This is a genomic window from Psychrobacter sp. 1044 (genome assembly GCF_904846525.1).
Lineage (GTDB): Bacteria > Pseudomonadota > Gammaproteobacteria > Pseudomonadales > Moraxellaceae > Psychrobacter.
Genome location: NZ_CAJHAZ010000028.1, coordinates 1 through 23,787 on the forward strand (window position 1 = coordinate 1; position 23,787 = coordinate 23,787).

Below are 23,787 nucleotides of genomic sequence, written 5' to 3' on the forward strand. Positions count from 1 at the left end.
GGATGGAAAATGACTTATCCAAATTATTTTATGATGTTTGTCCTAGACATAACACTTTTGTTTTGAACTGACTATACAGAAGTTATCAAACCGGCATAAAACATAAAACCTTGCAAAATACTAATGACCAGATAGACGTGAAAGCGCTCACCCCAAAACTCAGTCAAGCCATAAATGAGAGCACTATTATTAATAATAAAGACAACAGCTATCAGTGCAGCTTTTGCAGCAGTCGTTTTTGGCTTTATTAACCAGTAAATAAGAACGGTGGTCATAACAGCTAGCAACTGAGTAAAAACGATGAAGAACCACATAGTAAGGTCTAATCAGATAGAGATAACGCTATCTTACGTGAAAAATTTGATGCTCTGGATATAGCCTCCTTTTTTCCACGAAAACTTCATATGCTTTACGTCTAGAGTGCTGTTGCCACAAAAATAAATGGTTGCCAATAAACGTACTTTAACGTGTATTTGGTGCTATTTTGCAAACGCCGTTTTCACAAGCCTGCATCAGCGCTTTGCCATAGAGCAGCTTGGTCACCCAATTCGGAATTCTATAGCGATTGCGCGCGACATACGGATAAGCGAAGTCGCCAAGTTGTTTGACCACTGGCAAAAATAACAACGTTGACAATTTCACGCTGCCCGTTCTGTAGAGCAGCCGCACGGCATCCATGTGAGTATACCAATTGCCGTAGCTGTCTTGCACACACATATAAGTCATCGCATCCTTACGGCTGAATCCTGCGACTGCCAACTCATCAACCCCCTCGTCTACAGGAACTAAGTGTATCTTTTCCGGTTGACGTTTTTTCATATTATGCGCCTCGGTGCTACATATCACGCACGCATCATCGTAGTACATGGTAATGGACAAATTCGCTTGCTCTCTATAGCTGTTGATATGGTTTTGGATAATCATCTTACGACTCCTTTCTGAGTGATAACTAAATATCAAGGTGGCTGGCATTGGATTTTTGAGTCACGCTAGATTTTTGGTGCTGATTGGCTGCGGCTAAAAAGGGAATGACTGGCTGCTGCGTCCATTGCGGTGCGGCAACATCTAAGCGCTTCGCCAGTGTTGGTAAATGATTAGTCGGGACAGCTGGAAATAGGTGATGCTCAATATGATAGAGCAAATTAAAGGTTAGCAAATTAATCAATGGATGGCGCTCACTGCGGGCATATACCACATCATCGCAACCATGATGGACACTCCATACGGCAAAGAATCCCACCATGATATTGGCCAATATCATCACCAATACGTGATATATCAAAACTGGATGCATTGTGATAAAAGCGGTGGCAATCACTGCGAAAATGAGCAACAGATCAAAGCCAACGAGCATACGATTGCGGCGGCTACCATGCGTCAAGCCAAACCACTGAATCGCAATCGAGAAAAGTCCGCCTCCCAATATCGCCTGATACCAAGGCAGACGAGCCCAATTACCCTCGACATCGCTGTCACCCAGTGGATCTCTATGATGGTTAAGATGAGTATGCCGAATAGCATGCGTGCTACAGAGCATCGTGATACTGAGAAGAAACAGCATGAGCTCTGTGGCGACTTTACTCACCCCTAAAGTGCGGTGATAGCAATCATGGGCTTGTCTCAGTGCGGCAGTAAAAAAGAAAAAAGTCGCCACAAGTGCAAGTAACCACCACCCTTGCCACGCGCTCCACCATGACAATAATAAAAAAGGCAAAGATAAGAAAATATTATAAACAGTCTCGCCAAGACTAAGCTGTCGCAAATCTTGCCATTCAACACTGTCTAACGAAGGATGACGCATGATGTTCTCCTTACTTGGTGATAAGCAGTAGCTGTCTTGCTGGCGCGACCACTTAATTTAATCGGCTGTTTTAATTTACTTTATTTCTGTCAATAGTGAAATTACTATTTAAATTTTATTCGTATTTAGGTAATGCGACAAGACCTGTAATTACAGCGCTGATACCGCCTGTCAAAACCTGCATAATAAGAGGTAGCTCTAGTAAAGATAGAAAGGCAAAGCCCATAAAACCACCCGTAATTAAAGAGATAAGAAGGCCTTTATAATTACAGTAAGCATTTACTTGCGCAAGAATCCAGCCTGTAAATAACGAAGGTAACAGTCCTAATATAAATCCAAAAATTATATAGAAAATCAGCGCAAACCCTAGCAGCCAAACTACATTAAATACAGTGCTGAAATAGACGTTAGTAATATTGAACATTTCGGGCGCACCAAAATTATAGTCATTAAACAAGACATCAGGTACTGCTACGCTTAACCATAAGAATATCCCACCTAATGCCCCGCCAAATTGTGCATATTGATTTATCACCTTACTCTTTGGATAGCTGGTTGCTGTAGCGCCAACCTCAATATCACTCATAAACACCTCCATTTAGGTTTCACATGAAACAAAGCATCATGTAAATAATAATGATGTTTCACATGAAACAGTCGCTTAATGTTTTACGAACTCTGCTCTTCTAAAGCTTGCTTCAGTGTTGGCTGTTTAAAATCATAACCTGCGTCCTGTAATGCTTGAGGCAATACCTTTTGTCCATCTATTAGTAGCGTCGACATCTCACCAAATATCAGTTTAAGCAGAAAATTGGGTAAAGTAAAAAAGGTGGGACGGTGTAACCATGCTCCGAGCGTTTTGGTAAAAGTATGATTGGTCACTGGATTAGGCGCAGTGAGGTTATATACCAGCACTGGCGTATCATTGATAGTTTCTAACGAGTGATCATCGGTAGTCTGAGTGTCCGCATAATTAGCAAGATGCTTTTCAATGATGAATATCACCGCCCCAACCCAGTCTTCACGACTGATCCAGCTCATGATTTGCTTGCCATCACCCAACTGTCCACCGACACCCATTTTAAATGGGGTTAATAACTTACCGAGCATGCCGCCTTCAGGATGGATAACCACACCCGTACGCACGATAGCCACAGGCACGCCATGTTCAGTGGCTTTGAGCGCTAACTGCTCCCATTCATGACATAATTGATGGGCAAAATCAGTTTTGAAACCACTGCTTTCGGTAAGAGGTTTATCGCCTTGTGCGCCATACCAGCCAATCGCAGAGCCGCTGACCATTAGCTTGGGCTTAATACTGGTGCGCTTCATAAATGCCAATAAGGATTCGGTAGGCTTGATACGGCTGGCGAGCAACTGCTCTTTGCGGGCATCGCTCCAGCGCGAGTCAGCAATGCCTGCGCCTGCTAGATTTAAGATAACATCAAAGCTTTTATCCGAACTCGCTAGCTCATCGTAGGTCATCATGCTGATCGCTTCAGGATGCGTTTGGCTGCTATCGCGTGTTAGCCATGTAATGTGTAAGTCCTTATCCTGCGTACGATAACGTTTGATAAGCTCGTCACTAAAAGCACTGCCTAAAAAGCCTGAGCCACCACTGATTAAAATATTCATGTCCTACTCCCTATATTTTTCGCTTATCGTTTAGTAAAACTTAATCCGTTATAGTTATCGTCTACTTTTTTAGTACTAACATCAAAATGACTTTTACATACTTTTGGTAAAGCAATGCGGCTGGCTATAGCTAAGTTGATAGCGCCAAACAATCCTATACCAATCATAAAGGCCAATAGCACGCCAACCTCTATCCATGAGTTGATGCCTAGATATAGGATGATTGCACCCATATAACCTGCTGACGTTATAAACCCCACTAAAAATGTCGTGCGTAGACTCTTATGATCACCGCGCCATATCTGCTTATAAGCGACGATAACACCCGTTAATAAAGCAGGAATAAAACCAAGCAGACCAACATAGAGTAATGGCTGATAACCAATCTGCACAAAATCCGCATCCCTAAAAACAAACAATAAACCCAGCTCTGCAATCACTCCACCAACCATACTACCAAACCCTGCAAACAAAATAATCACTTGTAGATAAGGATACACACCTAACTCATTATTCGTTTTCATTCTATTTATCCCATTAACATTCGTCGTTAATTGAGTATAAATACGGCGTTGCCAAAGCCAATGAAATTCCTGTGGATAATTGGTGGATAAGTATTTTGATTTTGTTTTGCCTACTGATTAAGCAAAACGCTTACGAATAGGACAGTCACTATCATTACTATTTTGAGATTTATTCTTTAATTTGTTCCAACGATAATTAATAAAACCTATGACGTTAACCATACTTGGTAATACATGTGCTTTGGTCAGGTGTGGCGCTGCTGCATCTAAACGCTTGGCAAGCTTGGGTAAATGATTGGATGGCACAGCAGGAAAGAGATGATGCTCTACGTGATAAAGCAAATTAAAGGTCAGCAAGTTGACCAAAAGATTGCGCTCAGTTCGGGCGATTGTCTCATCACAATCATGGTGTACGCCCCACACCGCAATGATGCCAACACTGGCATTGGCCAACATCATGGTCAGTAGGTGATACATCAATACTTGCGCTAATATCGTGAGAGTAGGAATAGTAAAGGCAGTCAATATAAGAGCAACTATGATGACTAAACCAATCAAAGCAAACTCTAGCCACGCCAATTTTTGATTGCGACGGCTACTTAGACGCAGTCCTTGACGATAAATATCGAGTCGATAAGTTATCCCGCCGAGCAGCGCTTGCCACCATGAGCCTTTTGCTAGACTGCCCTCAATGTCACTATCGCCCAATGGATTGCGGTGATGTTCCATGTGGGTGGCTCGAATGCTGTGCAAACTGGTCATTAGTAGCACGCTAAGCAACAGTAATATAGCGGTGGTCGTGCGTTTACCTGTCCCTAAGCTATGATGATAGCCATCGTGTGCTTGGCGAAATGCGGCAGCAAAGAATAAATAAGAAGCCCCGCATGCTAAGACATACCAAGAGTGGCTGGCGAACCACCAGGACAACAATAAAAACGGATAAGGCAAAATAACGTTGTAAGCGATTTGACCGCGCGTTAACTGGCGCAAGTCTTGCCACTCGACTGCAGCAACAGCCTTTTTAATGGCTTGCTCTTTATTAGTGTGTGTTTGATTGACTGTCATTTTACACATCCATTTGTTATTACTATTTTTTGTTGCTGCTATTTTATAGAAACTTATCTCACTTAAACTTAGCTGGCTTTTATAGTTATTACATATATTTCTGTCAAAACAGAAATTACATTGCAAATTTTTTATTTTAAATTACACTGCTAACTATTAACGTAAGACCTTTTTAATACTAGCGCCCAGTTTTAGGACTTTTTTGAGGATGCTTGTGGGCAGTTTAAGCATCTCAGATGACCATGTGGTTAGGGTACTAACGAATTCTTGGGTATCACGAATACGTGACTTTACCTCATTATTTTCATGTTCAAATTCAGGACTGTTCATCAATTCTTGTAAAAACTGTACAGTTGGCTCAAGCTCACGCTTTTGTCGTTCAACCACGATGATGCGTGCCAGCTCCCAAACGTCAGTACTGGTCGTGAAGTGATCGCGACGATCACCCAATATCGAGACCTTTTGTACTAAGCCCCAATGCTGCAACTCTTTAATACTGTTTGAGACGTTAGAGCGAGCAACACCAAGTGTTTCGGTAATTTCTTCAGCATTTAGTGGCTTACCAATTATGAATAACAACGCATGAATCTGTGACATGGTGCGATTGACGCCCCACTGCGAGCCCATTTCACCCCAATGTAAGATAAATTTTTCGGTCACAGGATTTAGTTTCATGATTGATATGTACTCTAATTTATAAGTTTTGATTATTTTATTTACTTATCTTGCGCTATTCTTTTATTTCTGTCAATAGTGAAATCAATAGATAACACTCATCGCTTGATTGACTGTCATGCGCTAACGAATCACTAAACCCGTGGTTGCGTCACGAATTTGGCTCGGTAAAGTATAGCCTAATGTTTCAGCCTGCAAGTAGCTGATTTGCTCGCCAAAATACCCATACGCATCAGTGAAAGTCATAGCAGGCGGTTGTCCTGATGGATTACAGCTTGTGGAAACCAATAGCCCAAATGGGTTTTGAAGGTCGACCAGTTGTTGGCACAATTGACGAATCATAGGATGCGCAATAACTCTAACCGCCACTGTTTGATGCTGCCCTGTGATCCAAGGAGGGATAGTCGTTTCAAGTGTCTGAGGGATAGGCAGTAGCCATGTATGGGCTTGCTTACCTTGTAGCTCTATACTGTCAGTATCTGCCTGCCAACTCTTGATGATTTGTTGGCGCATACCTTCTTCTAAAGGCTCTAGTAACGGCATTAAACACTCAGCGCTGTCAGTAATGACGATCATACCTTTGGCTTGTGGACGCTGTTTAATGGATAAAATACGTTGAACGGCTGCTTCGTCATAAGCGTCACAACCGATACCCCAAACGCTTTCGGTGGGATAAGCAAGTAGCTGTCCTTCTTTAAGCCATTTGGCAGCTTGAGTGACAGAGTCAGTAGTAAAAGATGTGGATTTTTCCATGGCTTGAAGGCTTCAAAAAGGTAGAAATTTAAGCACTCATCATAACATAAGACTAAGAAAAATTAGGGCAGCGAAGTTTAAAGCGACCTTATTAGCAGCTACCTAGGGTGTGTCATCAATTAGCACATTAGTACGTTTAGTGGTCTTAAAGTGGCTAAATTTTGCTAAACATCGTCAGCAATTTTGTCAATATGTTCATATTAACGGCAATTACTTCCTTGTTTATCTACAATTTTTCTCATTTTAAGCCTCACAATCTAATTGATGACACGCCCTAGATTGTACTGTCGTCAATCACTTGGCAGTAGATAAGTGAAAAGCCTAAAGCGATAGAAAGTACGATTTTAGACGCGCAAATACCGTCCACCTTGCACACTAATGACGCCTAATAATTCAAGCTCCATTAACTGTCCAATCAGCTGCGGTGTGGCAAGTTTGGTAGCGATAATCAGCGCGTCTAAATCCTGCCCGTGCCAATCAAGCTGCTCATACACAAGCGTCAAATGCTCTGGTACGACGATAGCACTGGGAGCAGATTTGATATTAGAGGGTATTGGATGGTTAGCCATTACAGCGATGCTTTTATCTTTATTTGTATGTTTAGTAGCTTTGCTATGATTCGTTTGAGAGCCATTATATTCGGTAATATCTATACCACTATCCACAGTATCTTTTGATTTATGAGAATAACTTTCATAACCCAACTGAGCATTGACGTCTTCTAGCACTTGCTGTGGATGATAAATTAAGGTCGCGCCTTCACGTATCAAATGATGACAGCCTTCTGCATTGCTATTATCAATATGACTTGGAATGGCAAAAACTTGCTTACCCTGTTCCGAGGTTAAACGCGCGGTAATCAACGAACCACTCTGAATGGTCGCCTCTGTCACAATCGTTGCTAAGCTCAATCCAGCGACCAAACGATTGCGCCGTGGAAACGTATGCTTATGTGGCATTGTATGCGGCAACAACTCACTAATAATACAGCCGCCTTGCTCAATTATTTGGGCAAACAATTTATCGTGATGATTGGGATAATTGACCTCAATACCCGTACCCATTACCCCAATCGTTCGACCTTGATATTCAGTATCCGCCTGTGCTAACGCGCCTAGATGTGCTCGTTTATCGACACCCATGGCAAGACCGCTGGTGATGATATAACCAGCTTGCGCCAAATATTGTGCGATATCAAAGGTGATTTTTTGGGCATGGGCAGTGGGTTTTCGGCTACCGACGATCGCGATTTGCGCTTGACGCAAACGTGCTTTATTACCTCGGTAAAATAATAAAGGCGGTGGGTCATAGATTTGCGAGAGCTGCGCGGGATAATCAGGCTGGTCAGCAAATAGCAGACCGTAGCGTCCTTCGATGAGCGCTTGCTGAATTTTATCGATACTGGCTTGCGTTTGCTCTGGCTGTTCATGACGGGCAAGATGGCTATGATGAATACCCAATTGCCGCCAAGCATCTACTTTGGCGTACCAAGCAAGCTCTGCTGTGCTAAAAGAAGTAATGAGCTTATGATAAGCAGATAATGATGCATTCACCTCAGTCCACAGCGCCAGTACTGCGCGCTGCTCATCTGATAAAGAAGAAGTAACTGCCATCATAATCATCTAGCTCGTATAGGCTAAGTTAGTATATCCCGTCCAAAAATAAGCATGTTCTCACTTATAGTGTACTCATTTATAGATATGGCGGTGGTAACAGCTGGTCGCCGACATTTAATGGTAACTCTGAATCAAGCACATAAGCATAGCTAATATTATCGAAAGTATTGAATACCATGACCATACCGCTTGGCTCATTTGGTAAGCGTACTGGCGTGTCATTGTCTTTAGTATCGCGGATCAAAGCCCCTTTTTGATAGACAGTCAATACATCACCAGGCTTAGCACCATGGGTACTACCTAAATTGATAGCAACGACACTACCCTTCGCCGCCGAGCTGATTGAGTCCATGACGCGGACAATCATGCCACCACGACTGACCGTTGCAGGGGCTGGATAAAACACAGGTGGAATAGAGTTATTCAACTCAACGAATACGCGATCACCTTCACGTACTTCTTTATCGTAACTGTCGGTGAGCTGCAAACTGCTGACGCCGTTGGTTTCTGTCGAAGTAACCAAACCCGTCGCAACTTGCGTGACTTCTAGACCCATAACTTCTTGGGTTTTTGGCTCAACATATAGCTCTCCTTCACGGTAGATACCATAACGCTGACCGACGATCAGTGGCACACCTTTGGCATACACTTTATCGCCACTAGCGGTAATTAAGTTGCCTTTTTTAGAGGCCAATATATAAGGCGTGGTGTTAAAATCTTGTGGATTAACGATGACTGTCTTATCTAACCAGTGTTGAATAGCAGACCACGGAAGTGGTGGAATACTGTTGGCTGTTGAAGTGACTGAGACTGTGCTAGATACCACGTTACCCGTTAACTGCTTTTCAACTCCAGCACAACCTTCGCCAGTATCAACACCAATCAAGGTTTTACCTTGAATCACGCATAAGATAAGGATGTCGTTAGGATAAATAAGATTGGGGTTTTTGATTTGCTTATTGGTTGCCCAGATTTCTTTCCAGCGCCACGGACTGTCTAAATAACGTCCTGATATGTCCCACAAAGTATCGCCTTTTTTGACGATATAGCGATTGGGCGCATCCGCTTTGATGGCTGGTGGTGGATTGTTAGCGTGGGCAGCACTCATTAGCATTGCACTACTAAATGTCGTGATTAACAGTGCTTTTGCTATCGTTTTTAAGCTCATCTTCATTGTTATATCCACAATATGTACCGCTGTTGTCGCCACAATTAGTACCATTTAGATCTATTACTTAACCTTAATCTTTGACTGTCATTAAAATAGTGACAAGCAATGAGGGTCGTAAAAGAATTTAACTGTACGATTATCATAACGCTTATAGGGCAGCTGTTCAGTGTAATTGGCTGGTATGATTACTAAAAAAGCGTCTAGCAAAATGATGAGTCGCCGACGCTGTTTCTAATATTACAATTATATCTACCATAACACAATCATAAACACTTTATTACAATAGCGTAACTTTTATATGAATATTATTTCTATAGTTCGTCATTAAAATTTATAGAGTTCCTCATGAAAATAAGCATTAAAATCAACTCTGATTTATGCTGGATTTGGTATCACATGCTGACGAATTTGCTCAGCGACTAGCTCAGCGTTGTTATCAAGCACCACCACATGCTGCGGTAACGCTTCTAAGCCTTCGGTATGGGCGGCGCGTGCGATTTCTATCGATCCAATAGCTTCGATGATCGTATCGGCAAATTTCACTGGCAGTGCGGTTTCGGCACAAACAATCACCTCACCTTCGCGCTGTAGCTCTTTGGCAACCTTGATGCCATCAGCAGTGTGCGGATCAACCAACTCTCCATGCTGCTCATAAAGTGTTTTGATAGTATCGAGACGGTCGGCATGAGTAGATTTGCCCGCAGCAAAACCGTAGCGAGTGTTAACCGCCTCCATTAGGTCAGACAAATCAAAACCTTGACCAGATTTCACCCCTTCAAACAATTCATGAACGCGGGCGCTGTCTTTATCTAATAAGAGATAAACAAAACGCTCAAAGTTAGAGGCTTTAGAGATATCCATTGAAGGACTTGAAGTAATATAGGTTTTGGCAGTCGGACGCGGCTGATAAGCACCTTGATTAAAGAAGTCGTTTAAAACGTCGTTTTCATTGGTCGCGACGATTAGACGATCAACTGGCAGCCCCATTTCACGTGCAATGTGACCGGCACAAATATTACCAAAGTTGCCTGATGGCACGCTAAAACTAACCTTTTCGTCGTTACTTGAAGTCACAGCAAAGTAAGCTTTAAAGTAATAAACAATTTGCGCTAGGATACGACCCCAGTTAATAGAATTAACCGTACCTAAATTATAGGCCGCTTTGAACTTAGCATCCTGTTGTAGCGCTTTGACAATATCTTGGCAATCATCAAACATGCCGTCGATGGCGATATTATGAATGTTATCATCGGTCAAGCTATACATCTGCGCGCGCTGAAACTCACTCATTTTGCCATGCGGTGACAGCATAAAGACTTCGATGTTTTCTTTACCACGCAGGGCGTATTCTGCTGCACTGCCAGTATCGCCACTGGTCGCGCCAATGATGGTAATACGCGCGTCTTTTCTTTTAAGCACGTATTCAAAAGCATTACCCAAAAACTGCATGGCAACGTCTTTAAACGCCAACGTCGGACCGTTTGATAGTCCTAAAATATATAAATTATTGTCAAGTTTGCGGACAGGAACAATCTCATCAGAGCCAAATACCTCAGCAGTGTAAGTGCGCTCAATGATATCTTGCAAATCAGCAGCAGGAATATCGGTCGCAAAGCGCTGCATAATCGCCATCGCCAGCTGTGGGTAGCTCAGCGCACGCCACTCAGTAAGCGTGGCACTATCAATATTCGGATAATGCTCAGGCAACATCAAACCACCGTCTGGTGCAAGACCCATTAATAACACATCACTAAAATCCATCGGCGCTGTCTGACCACGGGTACTGATATATTTCATTAGATTGTCCTGTCTACAATGAGATGATTAATTAAAACAGTTTATTCAGCAGTTTTTTGCAGCAAGGCATAATAAAAACCATCGCCGCTCTCGCTATCTATTGGTAAGCACTGGCGACCAATCGCTTGTTCGATACCCCAATTGCAGTCGTCGCTAAATTCAATGGCTTCTACATTATTATAGTAAGTCATGAAATCCTGCATCTGCTCGACGTTCTCTTGCTTTAGGATAGAGCAAGTGACGTATAAGAGGTAACCACCAACTTTAAGTTGTGGCCATAGATTATGCAAGATATCGGCTTGTAGCAATGCCGTTTGCTCAACGTCTTCTTCAGTACGCAAGATACTGATATCAGGATGACGACGGATTACGCCTGTCGCTGTACAAGGTGAGTCTAGTAATATAGCGTCAAATACGAGCTTACTCTTTTTCTTACCCGCCCCTTGCCATGTCGTCGCATCAGCACAAACAATATTGAGCTCGATATTTTTCTCAGCTTGCTGTAAATCATGCTGACTTAAATTCAAGCGCTGTAAATTAGTATGAATACGCTCGATACGTGGCGCTTCATTATCTATCGCAGTCATCTTAACTTTCGAAATCACAGCCGACGTTTCAGCAATGTCTTGTTTCACGTGAAACAACGAAGACTCATTTGAGCTAATGAGTTCTAACCAATGCGCAAGTTTACCACCCGGCGCTGCACAAGCATCTAGAATACGGACTTCATTGTTGCTCGTATCCATATCGTCGTCTGCATCATCGTTTTTAACACTCAGCTTATTGAGTAACGCGTTATGAATAAGTGGTGCGGCGAGTTGAGCATGCATATCTTGTACGCTAGCCGCCCCTTGAGCGAATTGCGGCAAGGCATTGACTGCCGTGCTTTGATGTAGTCTTAATCCTTTGGTTAATATGCTATTAGCTGTGGCTGTATCCGACGAGTTGGGTAAATTAAAACCACTCGTTATCTCAACCAAATCTGCTTCAACTTCTGCTCCATCCAATGCTTGCTGATAATCCTCCACCGAAGTAACCGCTGTATTCACGCGTAAAAACATCGGTGCAGGTTGACGTAAACCTTGCATCAGATCGTCATACTGCTCACTCCAATCTTGCTTAAGCTGATAGGCAAGCCAATTGGGTAAGCTGTGTTTTTTATCACACTTCTTACGGAACTTATTTGGGTTCTTAGCGACTTTACGCAAAATAGCATTGATTAAACCCGTCGCATGAGCAAATTCGATTTCTTTTGCTGCTTCGACGGTTTCGTGAATCGCCGCATGGTCAGCCACTTGTAAATAAAGCAACTGTGTCAAACCCACTTGGATCGTCGTACGTACTTCTTTTTCATCAATCGAGTTATCAGCCAGACTATCGAGTAGACGCTCAAGGGCGTACCATTGGCGCAATGTGGTTAGCAATAACGCATGAGCAAAACCTTTATCCCCGTCGTGTAAACTGTTTAGTAAAGGATCAAGGACGCTTGCAAGCGACTGACCATTTTGAATCGCCAGTAAAGTGCGAATGACGCGAACGCGGACGCTACCATTCATGATAAGATTGCTTGACGGTTTGAGCTTATTGTTTCTTGGCGCAGTGCTTCTCATTAAATTGAATTTCCTTGACGCCTAATAGTTAGCGTCTGATAAAAGTTGGATTATTTGGTATTAAATGACGAATATAAAAATAAATAAGGTTAAGCGGTATTAAATTGCTTTAGCAGCAATTATTTTGAGTCTGCTGTGAACTGGTCACCATCATTTAACTGGTTACCATGGCAGATTTGCTCGGCTGTCATTGGTTTACCACCAGCAAACTGTAATTCGGTAATGGCTAAAGTGCTGGATTGCGGTTTTTCGAGACCATTATCAATATTACTGTCATGGCCACAAGCTACCAATATCGCTTTGCGTCCAACGCTGATGACCGTACCAGCAGGCTGATTGGTTTGCTGCGATGCATTCACAGGCAGACTTGCTAAAATCTTGACACGCTGCCCTGCCAAAAAAGTATATGAACCTGGCCATGGCGTTAGTCCACGAATTTGTCGCTCAATTTCAGTAGCGGATTGTGTCCAGTCGATTTCACCTTCAGTTTTGACCAGTTTCTCGGCGTAATTGGCTTGACTGTCATCTTGAGCGATAGCCTGAGCTTGATAATGTGACAAGTCCTTTAGCACAGTAATAATGGCGGTCGCACCAAGCTCAGCCATTTTATCATGGAGGCTGGCAGCCGTATCATCAGCCTCAATAGGAGCGCTGACTTTGTAAATCATATCACCTGTATCTAAGCCCTTATCCATCTGCATAATGGTAATGCCAGTCTCGCTATCACCCGCCAATAATGCACGGTGAATAGGTGCTGCACCGCGCCAGCGTGGTAATAAGGACGCATGAATATTTAGGCAGCCTAGCGTCGGTGTGGTCAATACCCCAATCGGCAATATCAAGCCATAAGCCGCGACAATCATCACATCTGGCTGATAACTACGCAGAGTCTCACGTGCGATCAACCCTTCACTACTAGATTTTTTAAAGGTGAGAGGCTGCTCGACGGCAATATCATGCGCCAATGCGACTTGCTTTACTGCAGAGGCCGATAATTTTTGACCCCGTCCTGCCTTGCGATCAGGTTGCGTATACACAGCGACGATGTCTATATTCAACGCTTCTTGCTGGCTGATAAGCGCCTCAAGACTAACGGCGGCAAACTCAGGAGTGCCAGCAAACGCAACTCTTAAGCGCTTACTCGATGAGCAATCTTTCATCGTAGATGGCATGGATAAATCGGAGGCAGAAGCAATTGTAGTCATAAACAGGCATTATATAGGGTTGATTGACTCATTATAGGTGAGTTTGCGATGTTGTGCCATGATTGTAATAACGGTAATCGAGCGTTACCAATGATACGGTTTGTCTTTATAATAGAAAGCAAGCAGGGCGCTCTTATTGATGAGTTTATTTACAAAACAATGCGTGATTGAGCGATATTCCACTGCCATTCACCATTTTTTTCTAGATAATAGCTGTACAACTGTAAAAGATAAAACGGCTTGAATAAACCAGCTACTGTGCCAAACTGATGACTTACTCACTATGTTTCTTGTGTCGATATAGGACCACGCTTTCATGCAACAGTTTCAGTCCTTACAGCGCTTACTCATATTTTATGCACTGACCTTGCTGGTCATGTTGTCTATCTATTATTTTGCGCTGTTTCACGAGATAAAAAAACACAGTGAACAACACAGTATCGATACTTTCCATACATTGCAGTATGAAGTTACTGAACGTGATGATCTTCTAAACCCTGACATTAAAAGGATTTTAGAAAAACCTGTATTTGAAGACATAAGCTATCAGCTGGTTTTTATGATGCCCTCTGGGCAGACTTATATCCATCGCCATACTCAGTCCAATGAGCGTGCTTTTGCTAACGTTACGTTTCCTATCATTAGCTCATCCCCTTCTAATAATGGCAGTCATAGTGCTTACACGCTCAATAATCGCAACTTAACCGGCACCATTAAACTCAAAAGTGGTCATCAGCTTTATATTATATTGCGCCATAAACCGCTTATCATTGACTGGATATCATATCGCTACTGGTTGCCATTGATGGCAGCGATCATGCTTTTTATTATCGCTTTGCTGTATATGCTCAATCGTCGCACCAATTGGGAACAACTTCTGATTTATACGGACAATCTAAGTAGCCACGCAAAAGAAGCCTATAGTCCGCCGCCTTTTTTGCAAAAAAAATCTACGCCTGAGTTTCTGCGTTTAGGCCATGCGCTGAGCCGTGTCAGCTACCAGTTGCATAATGATTATCGCCGCATTAAAACCCTAACACACCGTCTTGAACGTTTGGTTGATCAATCCCCTTTACCGATGCTAATGATCATGCGTCATGGTCAAATCAGCTTTTTCAATAAACGCTTTGAACAAATATTCATTTCTTTACCGCAAAGCGATAGCAACTATGAACTGACGGATTTTATCGCGGGTAAAGATGAATCCACGCAACGATTGCTGCAAACGTTATCCAACCTACGCGTTACTCGTACCTTAACAGTCTATGGGTTAGAAAATGGACAGGCTTATCAATTGCACATTACGCCATGGTTTGGTGAACATGGTCAGGTTCACGGCTTTACCGTACTGCTGAATAATGTTAATGAATTTGCCAGTCAAATAGGGCAATTACAGCAAAAAAATCAACGGCTACAACGCCAAATTGATGAATTTAATACGATTAAATCGACGATGGGTCATGATTTGCGCCTGCCATTAGAAGCAATGATTGACACGCTAGAACCGATTGATCCTGAGACGTTGACTGCTGCGCAGAATGACATTTTAATATCCTTAATTAAAAGCAGTCAGAGTATGCTAACGACACTTAATGATGTGCTAGACATTGAGGAGATAGCGGTAAGAAAAACCCGCCTAAGCATTGAGCCTGTCGATATTTATAGACTGGGGCAACAGGTCAGTCAGTCATTTATAGAAAGGATAAGGCAGCAGGGACTTGAGCTGCTGTATTTTTTTACACCTGACGGTCCGCGTTGTATTGATACAGACCATCAGCGCCTACAGCAAATCTTGTACGACTTATTAGATAACGCAGTGAAATTTACCACTTCTGGCTATGTATCACTGACCATCGAAACAGTCAGTAATGCAGAGCTATTAGCAACAAAAAACCGAAGCTTAGTAAATCTTAATAAAGACCCTACGCTGGTTAAAAATAGTCAAATCAATAAAGACAATTCCAATCATGCCTCACACGACTGGATTCGTTTTAGCATAAAAGACAGCGGTATGGGCATCGATATAGCGAAGCAACATCAACTGTTGGTTCAGCTTAATAAAAGCAGCAATCAAAACACCCATCGAAACGTTAATTACATTCAAAAGAATACGACTGGGCAAGGCCTAGGGTTAAATAACGTCAATAGTTTTGCACGATTATTGGGTGGTTTTATTGAAATAAAAAGCACGATGACAGCAGGCAGCAGTCTGAATCTTTATCTGCCTTGCAGACGTCCAAATTATCAGCCTATTTATCATCATAGTCAGCATTTGACTCATATCCATCTAATAGCAGTGATTAAACAACCACTACGTGCCAAACATCTGCGCGATTTTTGCGCATATTTATCGATGCCAGCTACTATCTATACCTCTATAGATAAATCAGATCTACAACAATTAAACGGAAAACTGGCGCAAGACGAGCGAAGACTCGCCCCTATCTTGCTATTAGATTACGAATATTATGAAACCCTGTCTATTGCTTCCGCTAATCAGGCGATAGGGAATGATGATAGACAACAAGCATTAAATACCCTACTCGATAATCCGTCGCTACCAAAGATACTACTTAGTATGAAACCTGAGCGCCGTATTCCCTCTATACTATTAGATAAATATGAAGGATTCTTGAGCAAACCATTAGATGCGACTTTATTGCTCTCTGAATTACTGCGCTTAACCTTACCAGCGAGACAGAAGCTGGTTCAAACCATAGAGATAAAAGAAGAGTGTAAGCAGCTAGCAAACGAAGCAGATAAAGCGGCCAATGAGAATGTATTGCCACTTATCTTGGTAGTAGAAGACAGTCCAACCAATCAGAAAATAACGTGCAAGATATTGAGTAAACTTGGTTATCGTAGTGTGGTCGCAGAAGATGGTCAGCAAGCGTTAGATATGCTACAACAACAGCGTCAAGATATCTCACTCATTTTGATGGACTGTCGCATGCCTGTCATGGATGGGCTACAGGCTACCCAAGCGATTCGTGCGCAAGGCGATAAAATTGCGATTGTGGCGCTGACTGCAAACAACACCAAAGAAGATCGCGACGCTTGTATAGAAGTAGGAATGGATGAATTTTTAGCCAAACCGATCAATAAAAAAGAGCTAGAGTCGGTTTTACAGAGCTTCATAAAATCATGACAATCTGTAAAACTGACTTTTTAGGTTTAAACCATTACTTTATAAGCCAATTACTTCATAAATCAGCTATTTCATAAAACCATTATCTGCTAAAAATGCTTCTGTAATTTGGCTTTGCGGACTTGGCGTATTCATACCACTGGTTTGCGACTTATTTAACAAACGTTCTAAATAGCGCGCGACGATATCCACTTCGATATTGACTTTATTTCCAACCAGCCAATGCTTAGCGATATTGGTCACTTGTGCGGTATGTGGAATGATATTTAAAGAGACAATATTGTCTCGTACAATGTTGGTCGTCAGACTAATACCATCAACCGTGATGGAGCCTTTAGTCGCTGTATAGTGCGCCAGCTCTTGTGGTATCTCGATTTCGATATAGATAGAGCGCGCATCTTGTTGCAGCTTGCTGACCACGCCGACGCCATCGACGTGACCCGCGACGATATGACCACCAAAACGCGTGGTTGGTAGCATCGCTTTCTCTAAATTCACCGTGTGACCAGCCTTCAAGGTTTCTAATGCGGTACGAGCAATAGTTTCACGTGAGACATCGACCGAGTAATGATTACTACCTAGGTCTACAACGGTTAAGCAGATACCATTGGAGGCAATAGAATCTCCTAGCTTCACATCACTAAAGTCCAAATCATCAGACTCTATCGTCAAACGTATATCACCGCCCGTAGGCTGCATGGACTTAACCTTTCCAACACTCTCTATAATTCCAGTAAACATATCGACCTCATTTCATTATGATGTTGTCTTTATAGACAACATATCTCGATCTATTAAGATTGTGGCAGCATTTGTCTAAGCCAGTTTTTTATGGCAACTTGGGCTTAATTGAGCCTATGATGGGATAGATTGTGGATAAGTACTGATAAATCAACTCATAACGTATTAAAAAACGAATTTCCGTTAAGTTATCCACAGAAAGCAAGATGTTGGCTAATATCAACAAAGATTAGAAATAAAACCTAAGTTACTGATTATACAAGATTAATATAAAATTTTTTATAAAAGGCCTAGTTTTCTGTTTCATGTGAAACAAAGTTATACACAGTTTCATGTGGAACCTTGTAAGGCACTGGCTGCTTATCCACATTGAGCAAAAATTTAGCACAGACTGTGGATAAGCTGTTTATAAATAACAAGTTATAGCGGTAATAAAGTCAATTTAAGGTCAGGAGTTAATGTTTCATGGCTATAAATATTAAAACGCAACTGCTGAGCTAAAGACAATGGGTTAAAATCGACCATCGGTCTGGCTTGCGCGCCTAACAAACAAGGCGCCTGATAGACAATCAACTCATCTACCAATTGTTGGCTTAAGAAACTACCAGCAACACTAGCTCCTGCCTCTACCAACACGTCATAACACTGATCATCACTGACTAATTTTTTTAGTAATTCAGTCAAGTTATCGTCGCGCCAATAAATCGTATCCGGTCGACGGCATAATTGATAGTCAGACTGTAAGCTGTGTTCTAAGCGCTGACGCCTATCGAGTACGACAACCTTAGGAGCAGGAACTTGTTCAGGTGGCACAGCTAATTGGTTGGAACGTACATTAAGCTGTGGATTATCCGTGATAACCGTCTCACTACCGGTAATAATCGCGCCACTTTGAGCACGTAGCTTCTGCACATCTTCGCGGGCAGCCGCTGAGGTAATCCATTTTGACTCGCCAGATGCCATCGCGGTACGACCGTCAAGGCTAGTGGCAATTTTAAGTCGTACATAAGGCATCTGTGTGCGCATTGCCTTTAAAAACCCACGATTTAAAGCTTCTGCTTGCTCAGTTAATATACCGACTGTCACTTGAATCCCAGCCTGCTCTAACAGTTTCACACCGCGTCCTGCCACTTGCGGATTGGGATCAAGCCCTGCGATCACGACACGTTGCACACCAGCATCAATAAGGCCCAAAGCACAAGGTGGCGTACGCCCTGTATGACTACAAGGCTCTAAAGTCACATAGGCAGTTGCACCTAAAGCCCTCGCACCCGCTTCTTTTAGCGCAAATACTTCTGCATGAGGCTGACCAGCTTTTGGATGAAACCCTTGACCGACGATTGCTTCTGCTTGCACGATGACACAGCCTACCGCTGGATTAGGTCTGGTGGTATATAAACCCTGTTTGGCTTGTTCGATCGCAAGCATCATAAAGTAACGGTCTTGCGCATTCTGAGTATGATTTGAGACTGGCATAAAAGTAGACTTCATTAATGATTACAGTAAATTCTATCTAAGAAAACAAGCGTGTTAAGCTCAAAAACAATTGCTGAAGATTCGATTATATTCATCAATTTACTTATCATTTGGACGAATATTGGCAATTTCTTGATGGAAAGCATCAATATCTTGAAAGTCGCGGTAAACACTAGCGAAGCGCACATAAGCAACATCATCTAACGTCTTAAGCTCACTCATGATAATCTCACCCAACACTTTGCTACTGATTTCACGCTCACCCATCTGTCTAACACGCTTCTCAATACGACTGATCATCGCTTCTTGTTCATCAATGGTGATAGGGCGCTTTTGTAGAGGTAATAAGATAGAACGACGCAGTTTTTCGTTATCATAAGGCTCAATTTTACCGCTTGACTTGATGATTCTTGGCATCACTACTTCTACCATCTCAAAAGTAGTGAAACGCTCTTGGCAGCTATTGCATGAGCGGCGACGACGGACTTGCGCACCTTCTGCCGCCAGACGCGAATCAATAACTTTAGTCTCTGACGCGTTACAATACGGGCAATGCATAGCGTTTCCTTATTTCAATATTAAGCGCAAGAATCACAGTCACTATTTATAAGAGCGAATGATAAGACCGAAATTTCTGAGAATTAACGAGCTGTATCAGGCAATTCAAAAAAATCGTCTTATTATTTTCCAATACAGAAACTACCAAAGATTTTGCCCAACAAGTCATCCGCACTAAACGCTCCCGTAATCTCACCCAAACTGTTCTGAGCTTGGCGTAAGCTTTCAGCGACTAACTCTCCTGCTTGAAAGACCGTTAACTGCTCATGCGCCTCTGCTAAAGAGTCGGCTGTGCGTCTAAGTGCATCTATATGACGTGTGCGAGCAATTAGGCTGTTTTCTGGTGGATGAAAACCGACCTTAGCACACAAGGCTTCTACCAGATTATCGATACCAGCACCTGTTTCACATGAAACATTAACTTGTTCATAACCACGTTCTTTTATTGCGATTTGCGAGACAGAGGGTATTTGACTGCTACTATCATCTAGTAAGTCACTTAACAAATCACTCTTATTAGCAATAATCAATAAGCGTTTAGCCTCTGGCAACTCACCAAATAATTGTTCTGCAAGCTGTAACGGTGTATCTTCTTCTTCAAGATCACGAGTCACATCGTAGACCATCAGTAGCATATCAGCCTGTGTAATGGCGGTACGTGCTCGTTCAATCCCAATACGCTCTACCATGTCTTCTGTATCGCGCAGACCTGCTGTATCGGTCAAATGCAGCGTCAAACCATTGAGCACGACGGTCTCCTGTAGCGTATCACGAGTCGTACCTGCAACGTCAGTAACGATAGCACGTTCTTGCCCTGCCAGACGATTCAGCAAGCTTGATTTACCCGCATTTGGTCTACCTGCTAGGACCACATGGATACCATCACGTAAGAGCTGACCCTGCTTGGCAGTCGCCAATACTTGCTGTATCTTGTCTTGCGTTTGCTCAAGTTTACTTTGTATAACACCGTCTGATAAAAAATCCACGTCTTCTTCGTCAGGGAAATCAATCGCCGCTTCAACATGCAAACGCAGATGAATAAGCTGCTCTAATAGCTGATTAATCTTCTTTGAAAACTCACCACTTAGGGAGCGAATGGCACTACTCGCAGCGGCAGCACTGGTCGCATCAATGGCATCAGCGATAGCCTCTGCTTGTACCAAATCCAATTTATCATTATCAAAAGCACGATAAGAGAATTCCCCAGCACCCGCTTGTTTTGCGCCCAGCTCAAATACCCTTGCTAGCAGTTGGTTTTGTAGAATCATGCCGCCATGCCCTTGCAGCTCAATCACATCTTCCCCTGTGAACGAATGCGGGCCTTTAAAGTACAGCACTAACCCTTCATCAATGACTGTACCATCAGCCTGATAAAAACGACAAAAACTGGCCATGCGTGGCGTAAAAGCAGACTTACCTGTTAGTGTACAGGCAATGTCATAAGCACGCGCACCAGACAGACGTACAACACCAACGCCACCTCTTCCAAGCGGTGTGGCAATAGCAGCAATCGTGGCCAAGCCAGATGCTTTAGGTGATTCAGATGCTTTAGGTACGTTTGACGCCATCTCTAGGGAATCCACAATTACTCTCAATAGCTAAAAACCCCATTATAGACGGCTGGACACAGACTGACAAAGCAAACTTTAAATAGCCATGCTTTGCGCTTATTTTATTTCAAGTCAGTGAGCGATAATAGAAATGTCACGCATAAAAAAACCACCGCCGTTGCGATGGTCTTTTATCAATTGATGAGCTACTTAGTCCAATACTTTCACAGTACGACGCTTTTGCTCTTCTTCGACTTTTTTATTGACAATATATTGCTGAGTCATACTGAACAAGTTGTTGACTGTCCAGTACAGTACGAGACCAGCTGGGAAAAACAGCATGAAAGCAGTAAAAATGATTGGTAAGAACTTCATCACTTTCGCTTGCATCGGATCAGCTGGCTGCGGGTTTAGCTGCTGCTGTACAAACATCGAAGCACCCATCAGTAATGGTAAAATAAACCAAGGATCCATCGCCGATAAATCCTGAATCCATAAAATCCAAGGCGCATGACGCAGCTCAACACTTTCAACCAACACCCAATATAGTGCTAAGAAGATAGGCATTTGCATCAAAATAGGCAAACAACCTGCCATTGGGTTGACTTTTTCTTCTTTATAAATAGCCATCATTTCTTGCGACATCTTCATTCGATCGTCGCCATGCTCTTCTTTAAGTGCGGCTAATCTTGGCGCAATCGCACGCATCTTCGCCATCGAATAATAGCTCTTATTCGAGAACCACATCAGAGCAATTTTGACTAAAATCGTCAATACAATGATTGACCAACCCCAGTTACCGATGACTTTATGAATACCGTCCAAGATGGCAAATAAAATTTTCGATATTGGCCATAACAACCCATAATCAACCGTTTTATTAAGGCCTACTGCCACATCTTTTAGCTCAGATTGTACTTTAGGGCCAGCGTATAACGTGGCATCTAATGTCACTTGTTTATTTGGCGCGACATTGACAGGTTGACTGTTGAAACCGATGAAGTAATCATCGCCTGTTTCACGGCTAAAGAAAGTAGCAGTAAAGTTTTCAGGTATCCATGCTGATACAAAATAATGCTGCACAACACCAACCCAACCTTTATCACTACTAACAGCTAGCTCACCATCATTAAAGTCTTTAAATTTGAGCTTGTTATAGGGGTCATCAGGGATACCCCAAGCGCCGCCTAAATAAGTCGCCATACTAAGCGCACCCTTATCAGACATACCTGGATCTTTACTGTCATCACGTTTCAACTGGGCAAATAGCTGACCTTGCCACGGTTGTGTAGAAGCATTTTGTATTTGATAGCTAATATCAATCGGATATTTATTTTCAGTAAAGGTAAATGTCTTAGTAACGGTCACGCCATCTTTTTTATAAGTAAGCGGTACTGACAGCGTCTGTTGCCCTGCTTCCATGACGTAATTATTAGCAGTGTGGCTGTATTTGGCACGACCTTCTGCAGTATCAATACCGTTAGGACCAATAAGACCAGACTGAGCCACATACACGCGATTACTATTATTCTCTAGCAATACGAAAGGCTTATCGCTATCGAGTGTTGCGTCATACTGCTTAAGAGCAGCATAAACAATATCGCCGCCTTCTGGGTTGATCTTTATATCATAGCGATCAGTAGTGACCGTGATTAATCCCGTGTCTTTAGCAGGCGTTGCCGTCACAGCATCATTAGCGACTGTATTGTTATCAACAGGCAATGTCTGTACCGGAATATCACCTGCGGCACCAGTTGTCGAAGGGATGTCAGCACCTACTGAAGTAGTGGTTTCTGACACCGCATCTACAGCTGGCGCATCGGCATAATCATCTCGCCATGCCAAAATCAGCAGATAAGCGGTGATTAACATCGCAATGATGATCATCACCCGAAATATCTTTTGCATAAACCTTTCCTAGATTAAAAAATTAGGGAATGAAAAATTAGGGCATGTGTCATGACCGTACAATTATCATCATATGTGACAACAGTATTGCCAGTCATTTACATAAAATGTGCATCATTTTACTAAAAATCTGCCTTAAATGATACCAAGAGTGTGGATAACTTGTGGGTAACTAAATAGATATCCACAACTTCGCAGTCGATGACGAACGCTATGTTAGTTTCATCATATCGTTTAAGCGAGACACATAGCCTTTATTATCTCTAAAAACATATAAACCTTGAACTTTGACACCAGTAGCTAGTGCGTTAAAAGGTACATATTGATAATGATAAGAAGATAACGGTAGCGGCACAAAATCAATGCCGTGTCCACCCAAAGGATGACAACTGCTGATACGTTTTAATAATAACCAACTGCCTGCTCGGACTCCATGCCATGCCAAAGCTTGTTTACCATAATTCGAGCACGTAGGGTAATAGCGGCAACGAGCAGGTAATAGTGGACTTATTAACTTTTGATAAAAAACAATAAAATAATAAATAATTTTATAA

Annotated in this window: 20 protein-coding genes; 1 reads left to right on the top strand and 19 read right to left on the bottom strand. The window is 42.5% G+C overall.

What is annotated here, in order from left to right:
• Window positions 1-462: 462 nt before the first annotated feature.
• From JMX82_RS13245 to fmt, 13 genes are all read right to left on the bottom strand, one after another.
• Window positions 463-924 (bottom strand): thiol-disulfide oxidoreductase DCC family protein, encoded by a 462-nt coding sequence (locus JMX82_RS13245; RefSeq protein WP_060492096.1) that lies wholly within the window; start codon window positions 922-924, stop codon window positions 463-465.
• Window positions 925-949: 25 nt separating this feature from the next.
• Window positions 950-1,801 (bottom strand): fatty acid desaturase family protein, encoded by an 852-nt coding sequence (locus tag JMX82_RS13250; protein WP_201540879.1) that lies wholly within the window; start codon window positions 1,799-1,801, stop codon window positions 950-952.
• Between the two features lie 115 nt (window positions 1,802-1,916).
• Window positions 1,917-2,387, bottom strand: coding sequence for a hypothetical protein (locus JMX82_RS13255; RefSeq protein WP_198330216.1), 471 nt, complete (start codon window positions 2,385-2,387; stop codon window positions 1,917-1,919).
• A gap of 83 nt (window positions 2,388-2,470) precedes the next feature.
• The gene (locus JMX82_RS13260; protein ID WP_201540880.1) at window positions 2,471-3,436 is read right to left on the bottom strand and encodes a TIGR01777 family oxidoreductase; all 966 of its coding nucleotides are present in this window, start codon (window positions 3,434-3,436) and stop codon (window positions 2,471-2,473) included.
• 23 nt (window positions 3,437-3,459) lie between these two features.
• The gene (locus JMX82_RS13265) at window positions 3,460-3,960 is read right to left on the bottom strand and encodes a hypothetical protein (protein ID WP_201540881.1); all 501 of its coding nucleotides are present in this window, start codon (window positions 3,958-3,960) and stop codon (window positions 3,460-3,462) included.
• A gap of 117 nt (window positions 3,961-4,077) precedes the next feature.
• A complete protein-coding gene (locus tag JMX82_RS13270) occupies window positions 4,078-5,025 on the bottom strand; it encodes a fatty acid desaturase family protein (protein ID WP_201540882.1) in 948 nt (315 codons plus the stop codon).
• Between the two features lie 156 nt (window positions 5,026-5,181).
• A complete protein-coding gene (locus tag JMX82_RS13275) occupies window positions 5,182-5,700 on the bottom strand; it encodes a GbsR/MarR family transcriptional regulator (protein WP_201540883.1) in 519 nt (172 codons plus the stop codon).
• A 123-nt stretch (window positions 5,701-5,823) separates the two neighbouring features.
• Complete coding sequence (locus JMX82_RS13280) at window positions 5,824-6,453, bottom strand: L-threonylcarbamoyladenylate synthase (protein WP_201540884.1); 630 nt, start codon at window positions 6,451-6,453, stop codon at window positions 5,824-5,826.
• A 344-nt stretch (window positions 6,454-6,797) separates the two neighbouring features.
• Entirely contained in the window at window positions 6,798-8,069 is a 1,272-nt protein-coding gene (dprA, locus tag JMX82_RS13285) for a DNA-processing protein DprA (protein ID WP_201540885.1), read from the bottom strand.
• A 76-nt stretch (window positions 8,070-8,145) separates the two neighbouring features.
• Complete coding sequence (locus tag JMX82_RS13290; RefSeq protein WP_227676794.1) at window positions 8,146-9,243, bottom strand: LysM peptidoglycan-binding domain-containing protein; 1,098 nt, start codon at window positions 9,241-9,243, stop codon at window positions 8,146-8,148.
• Between the two features lie 372 nt (window positions 9,244-9,615).
• Window positions 9,616-11,037, bottom strand: a complete 1,422-nt coding sequence (gene thrC, locus JMX82_RS13295) for a threonine synthase (RefSeq protein WP_201540887.1) — start codon at window positions 11,035-11,037, stop codon at window positions 9,616-9,618.
• Window positions 11,038-11,078: 41 nt separating this feature from the next.
• Entirely contained in the window at window positions 11,079-12,647 is a 1,569-nt protein-coding gene (locus tag JMX82_RS13300) for a transcription antitermination factor NusB (RefSeq protein ID WP_201540888.1), read from the bottom strand.
• Window positions 12,648-12,766: 119 nt separating this feature from the next.
• Window positions 12,767-13,807 carry a methionyl-tRNA formyltransferase gene (gene fmt, locus JMX82_RS13305; RefSeq protein ID WP_413786784.1) on the bottom strand — a complete coding sequence of 347 codons (1,041 nt, stop codon included), beginning with the start codon at window positions 13,805-13,807 and terminating at the stop codon, window positions 12,767-12,769.
• Between the two features lie 361 nt (window positions 13,808-14,168).
• Here fmt and JMX82_RS13310 point away from each other — a divergent pair, with 361 nt between their 5' ends.
• On the top strand, window positions 14,169-17,000 hold the full coding sequence (locus JMX82_RS13310) for a response regulator (RefSeq protein ID WP_201540890.1): 2,832 nt from the start codon (window positions 14,169-14,171) through the stop codon (window positions 16,998-17,000).
• 66 nt (window positions 17,001-17,066) lie between these two features.
• Here the strand turns inward: JMX82_RS13310 and JMX82_RS13315 are convergent, their stop codons facing one another.
• From JMX82_RS13315 to yidD, 6 genes are all read right to left on the bottom strand, one after another.
• Window positions 17,067-17,741, bottom strand: a complete 675-nt coding sequence (locus JMX82_RS13315) for a riboflavin synthase (protein WP_201540891.1) — start codon at window positions 17,739-17,741, stop codon at window positions 17,067-17,069.
• Between the two features lie 420 nt (window positions 17,742-18,161).
• Window positions 18,162-19,217, bottom strand: coding sequence for a bifunctional diaminohydroxyphosphoribosylaminopyrimidine deaminase/5-amino-6-(5-phosphoribosylamino)uracil reductase RibD (gene ribD / locus JMX82_RS13320; RefSeq protein ID WP_201540892.1), 1,056 nt, complete (start codon window positions 19,215-19,217; stop codon window positions 18,162-18,164).
• Window positions 19,218-19,316: 99 nt separating this feature from the next.
• Entirely contained in the window at window positions 19,317-19,775 is a 459-nt protein-coding gene (gene nrdR / locus JMX82_RS13325; protein ID WP_045453932.1) for a transcriptional regulator NrdR, read from the bottom strand.
• 122 nt (window positions 19,776-19,897) lie between these two features.
• A complete protein-coding gene (gene mnmE / locus JMX82_RS13330; RefSeq protein WP_201540893.1) occupies window positions 19,898-21,343 on the bottom strand; it encodes a tRNA uridine-5-carboxymethylaminomethyl(34) synthesis GTPase MnmE in 1,446 nt (481 codons plus the stop codon).
• Between the two features lie 192 nt (window positions 21,344-21,535).
• On the bottom strand, window positions 21,536-23,233 hold the full coding sequence (yidC, locus tag JMX82_RS13335) for a membrane protein insertase YidC (protein ID WP_201540894.1): 1,698 nt from the start codon (window positions 23,231-23,233) through the stop codon (window positions 21,536-21,538).
• Between the two features lie 211 nt (window positions 23,234-23,444).
• Window positions 23,445-23,787: membrane protein insertion efficiency factor YidD (gene yidD / locus JMX82_RS13340; protein WP_320158779.1), on the bottom strand; the 343-nt coding region annotated here is incomplete at its 5' end.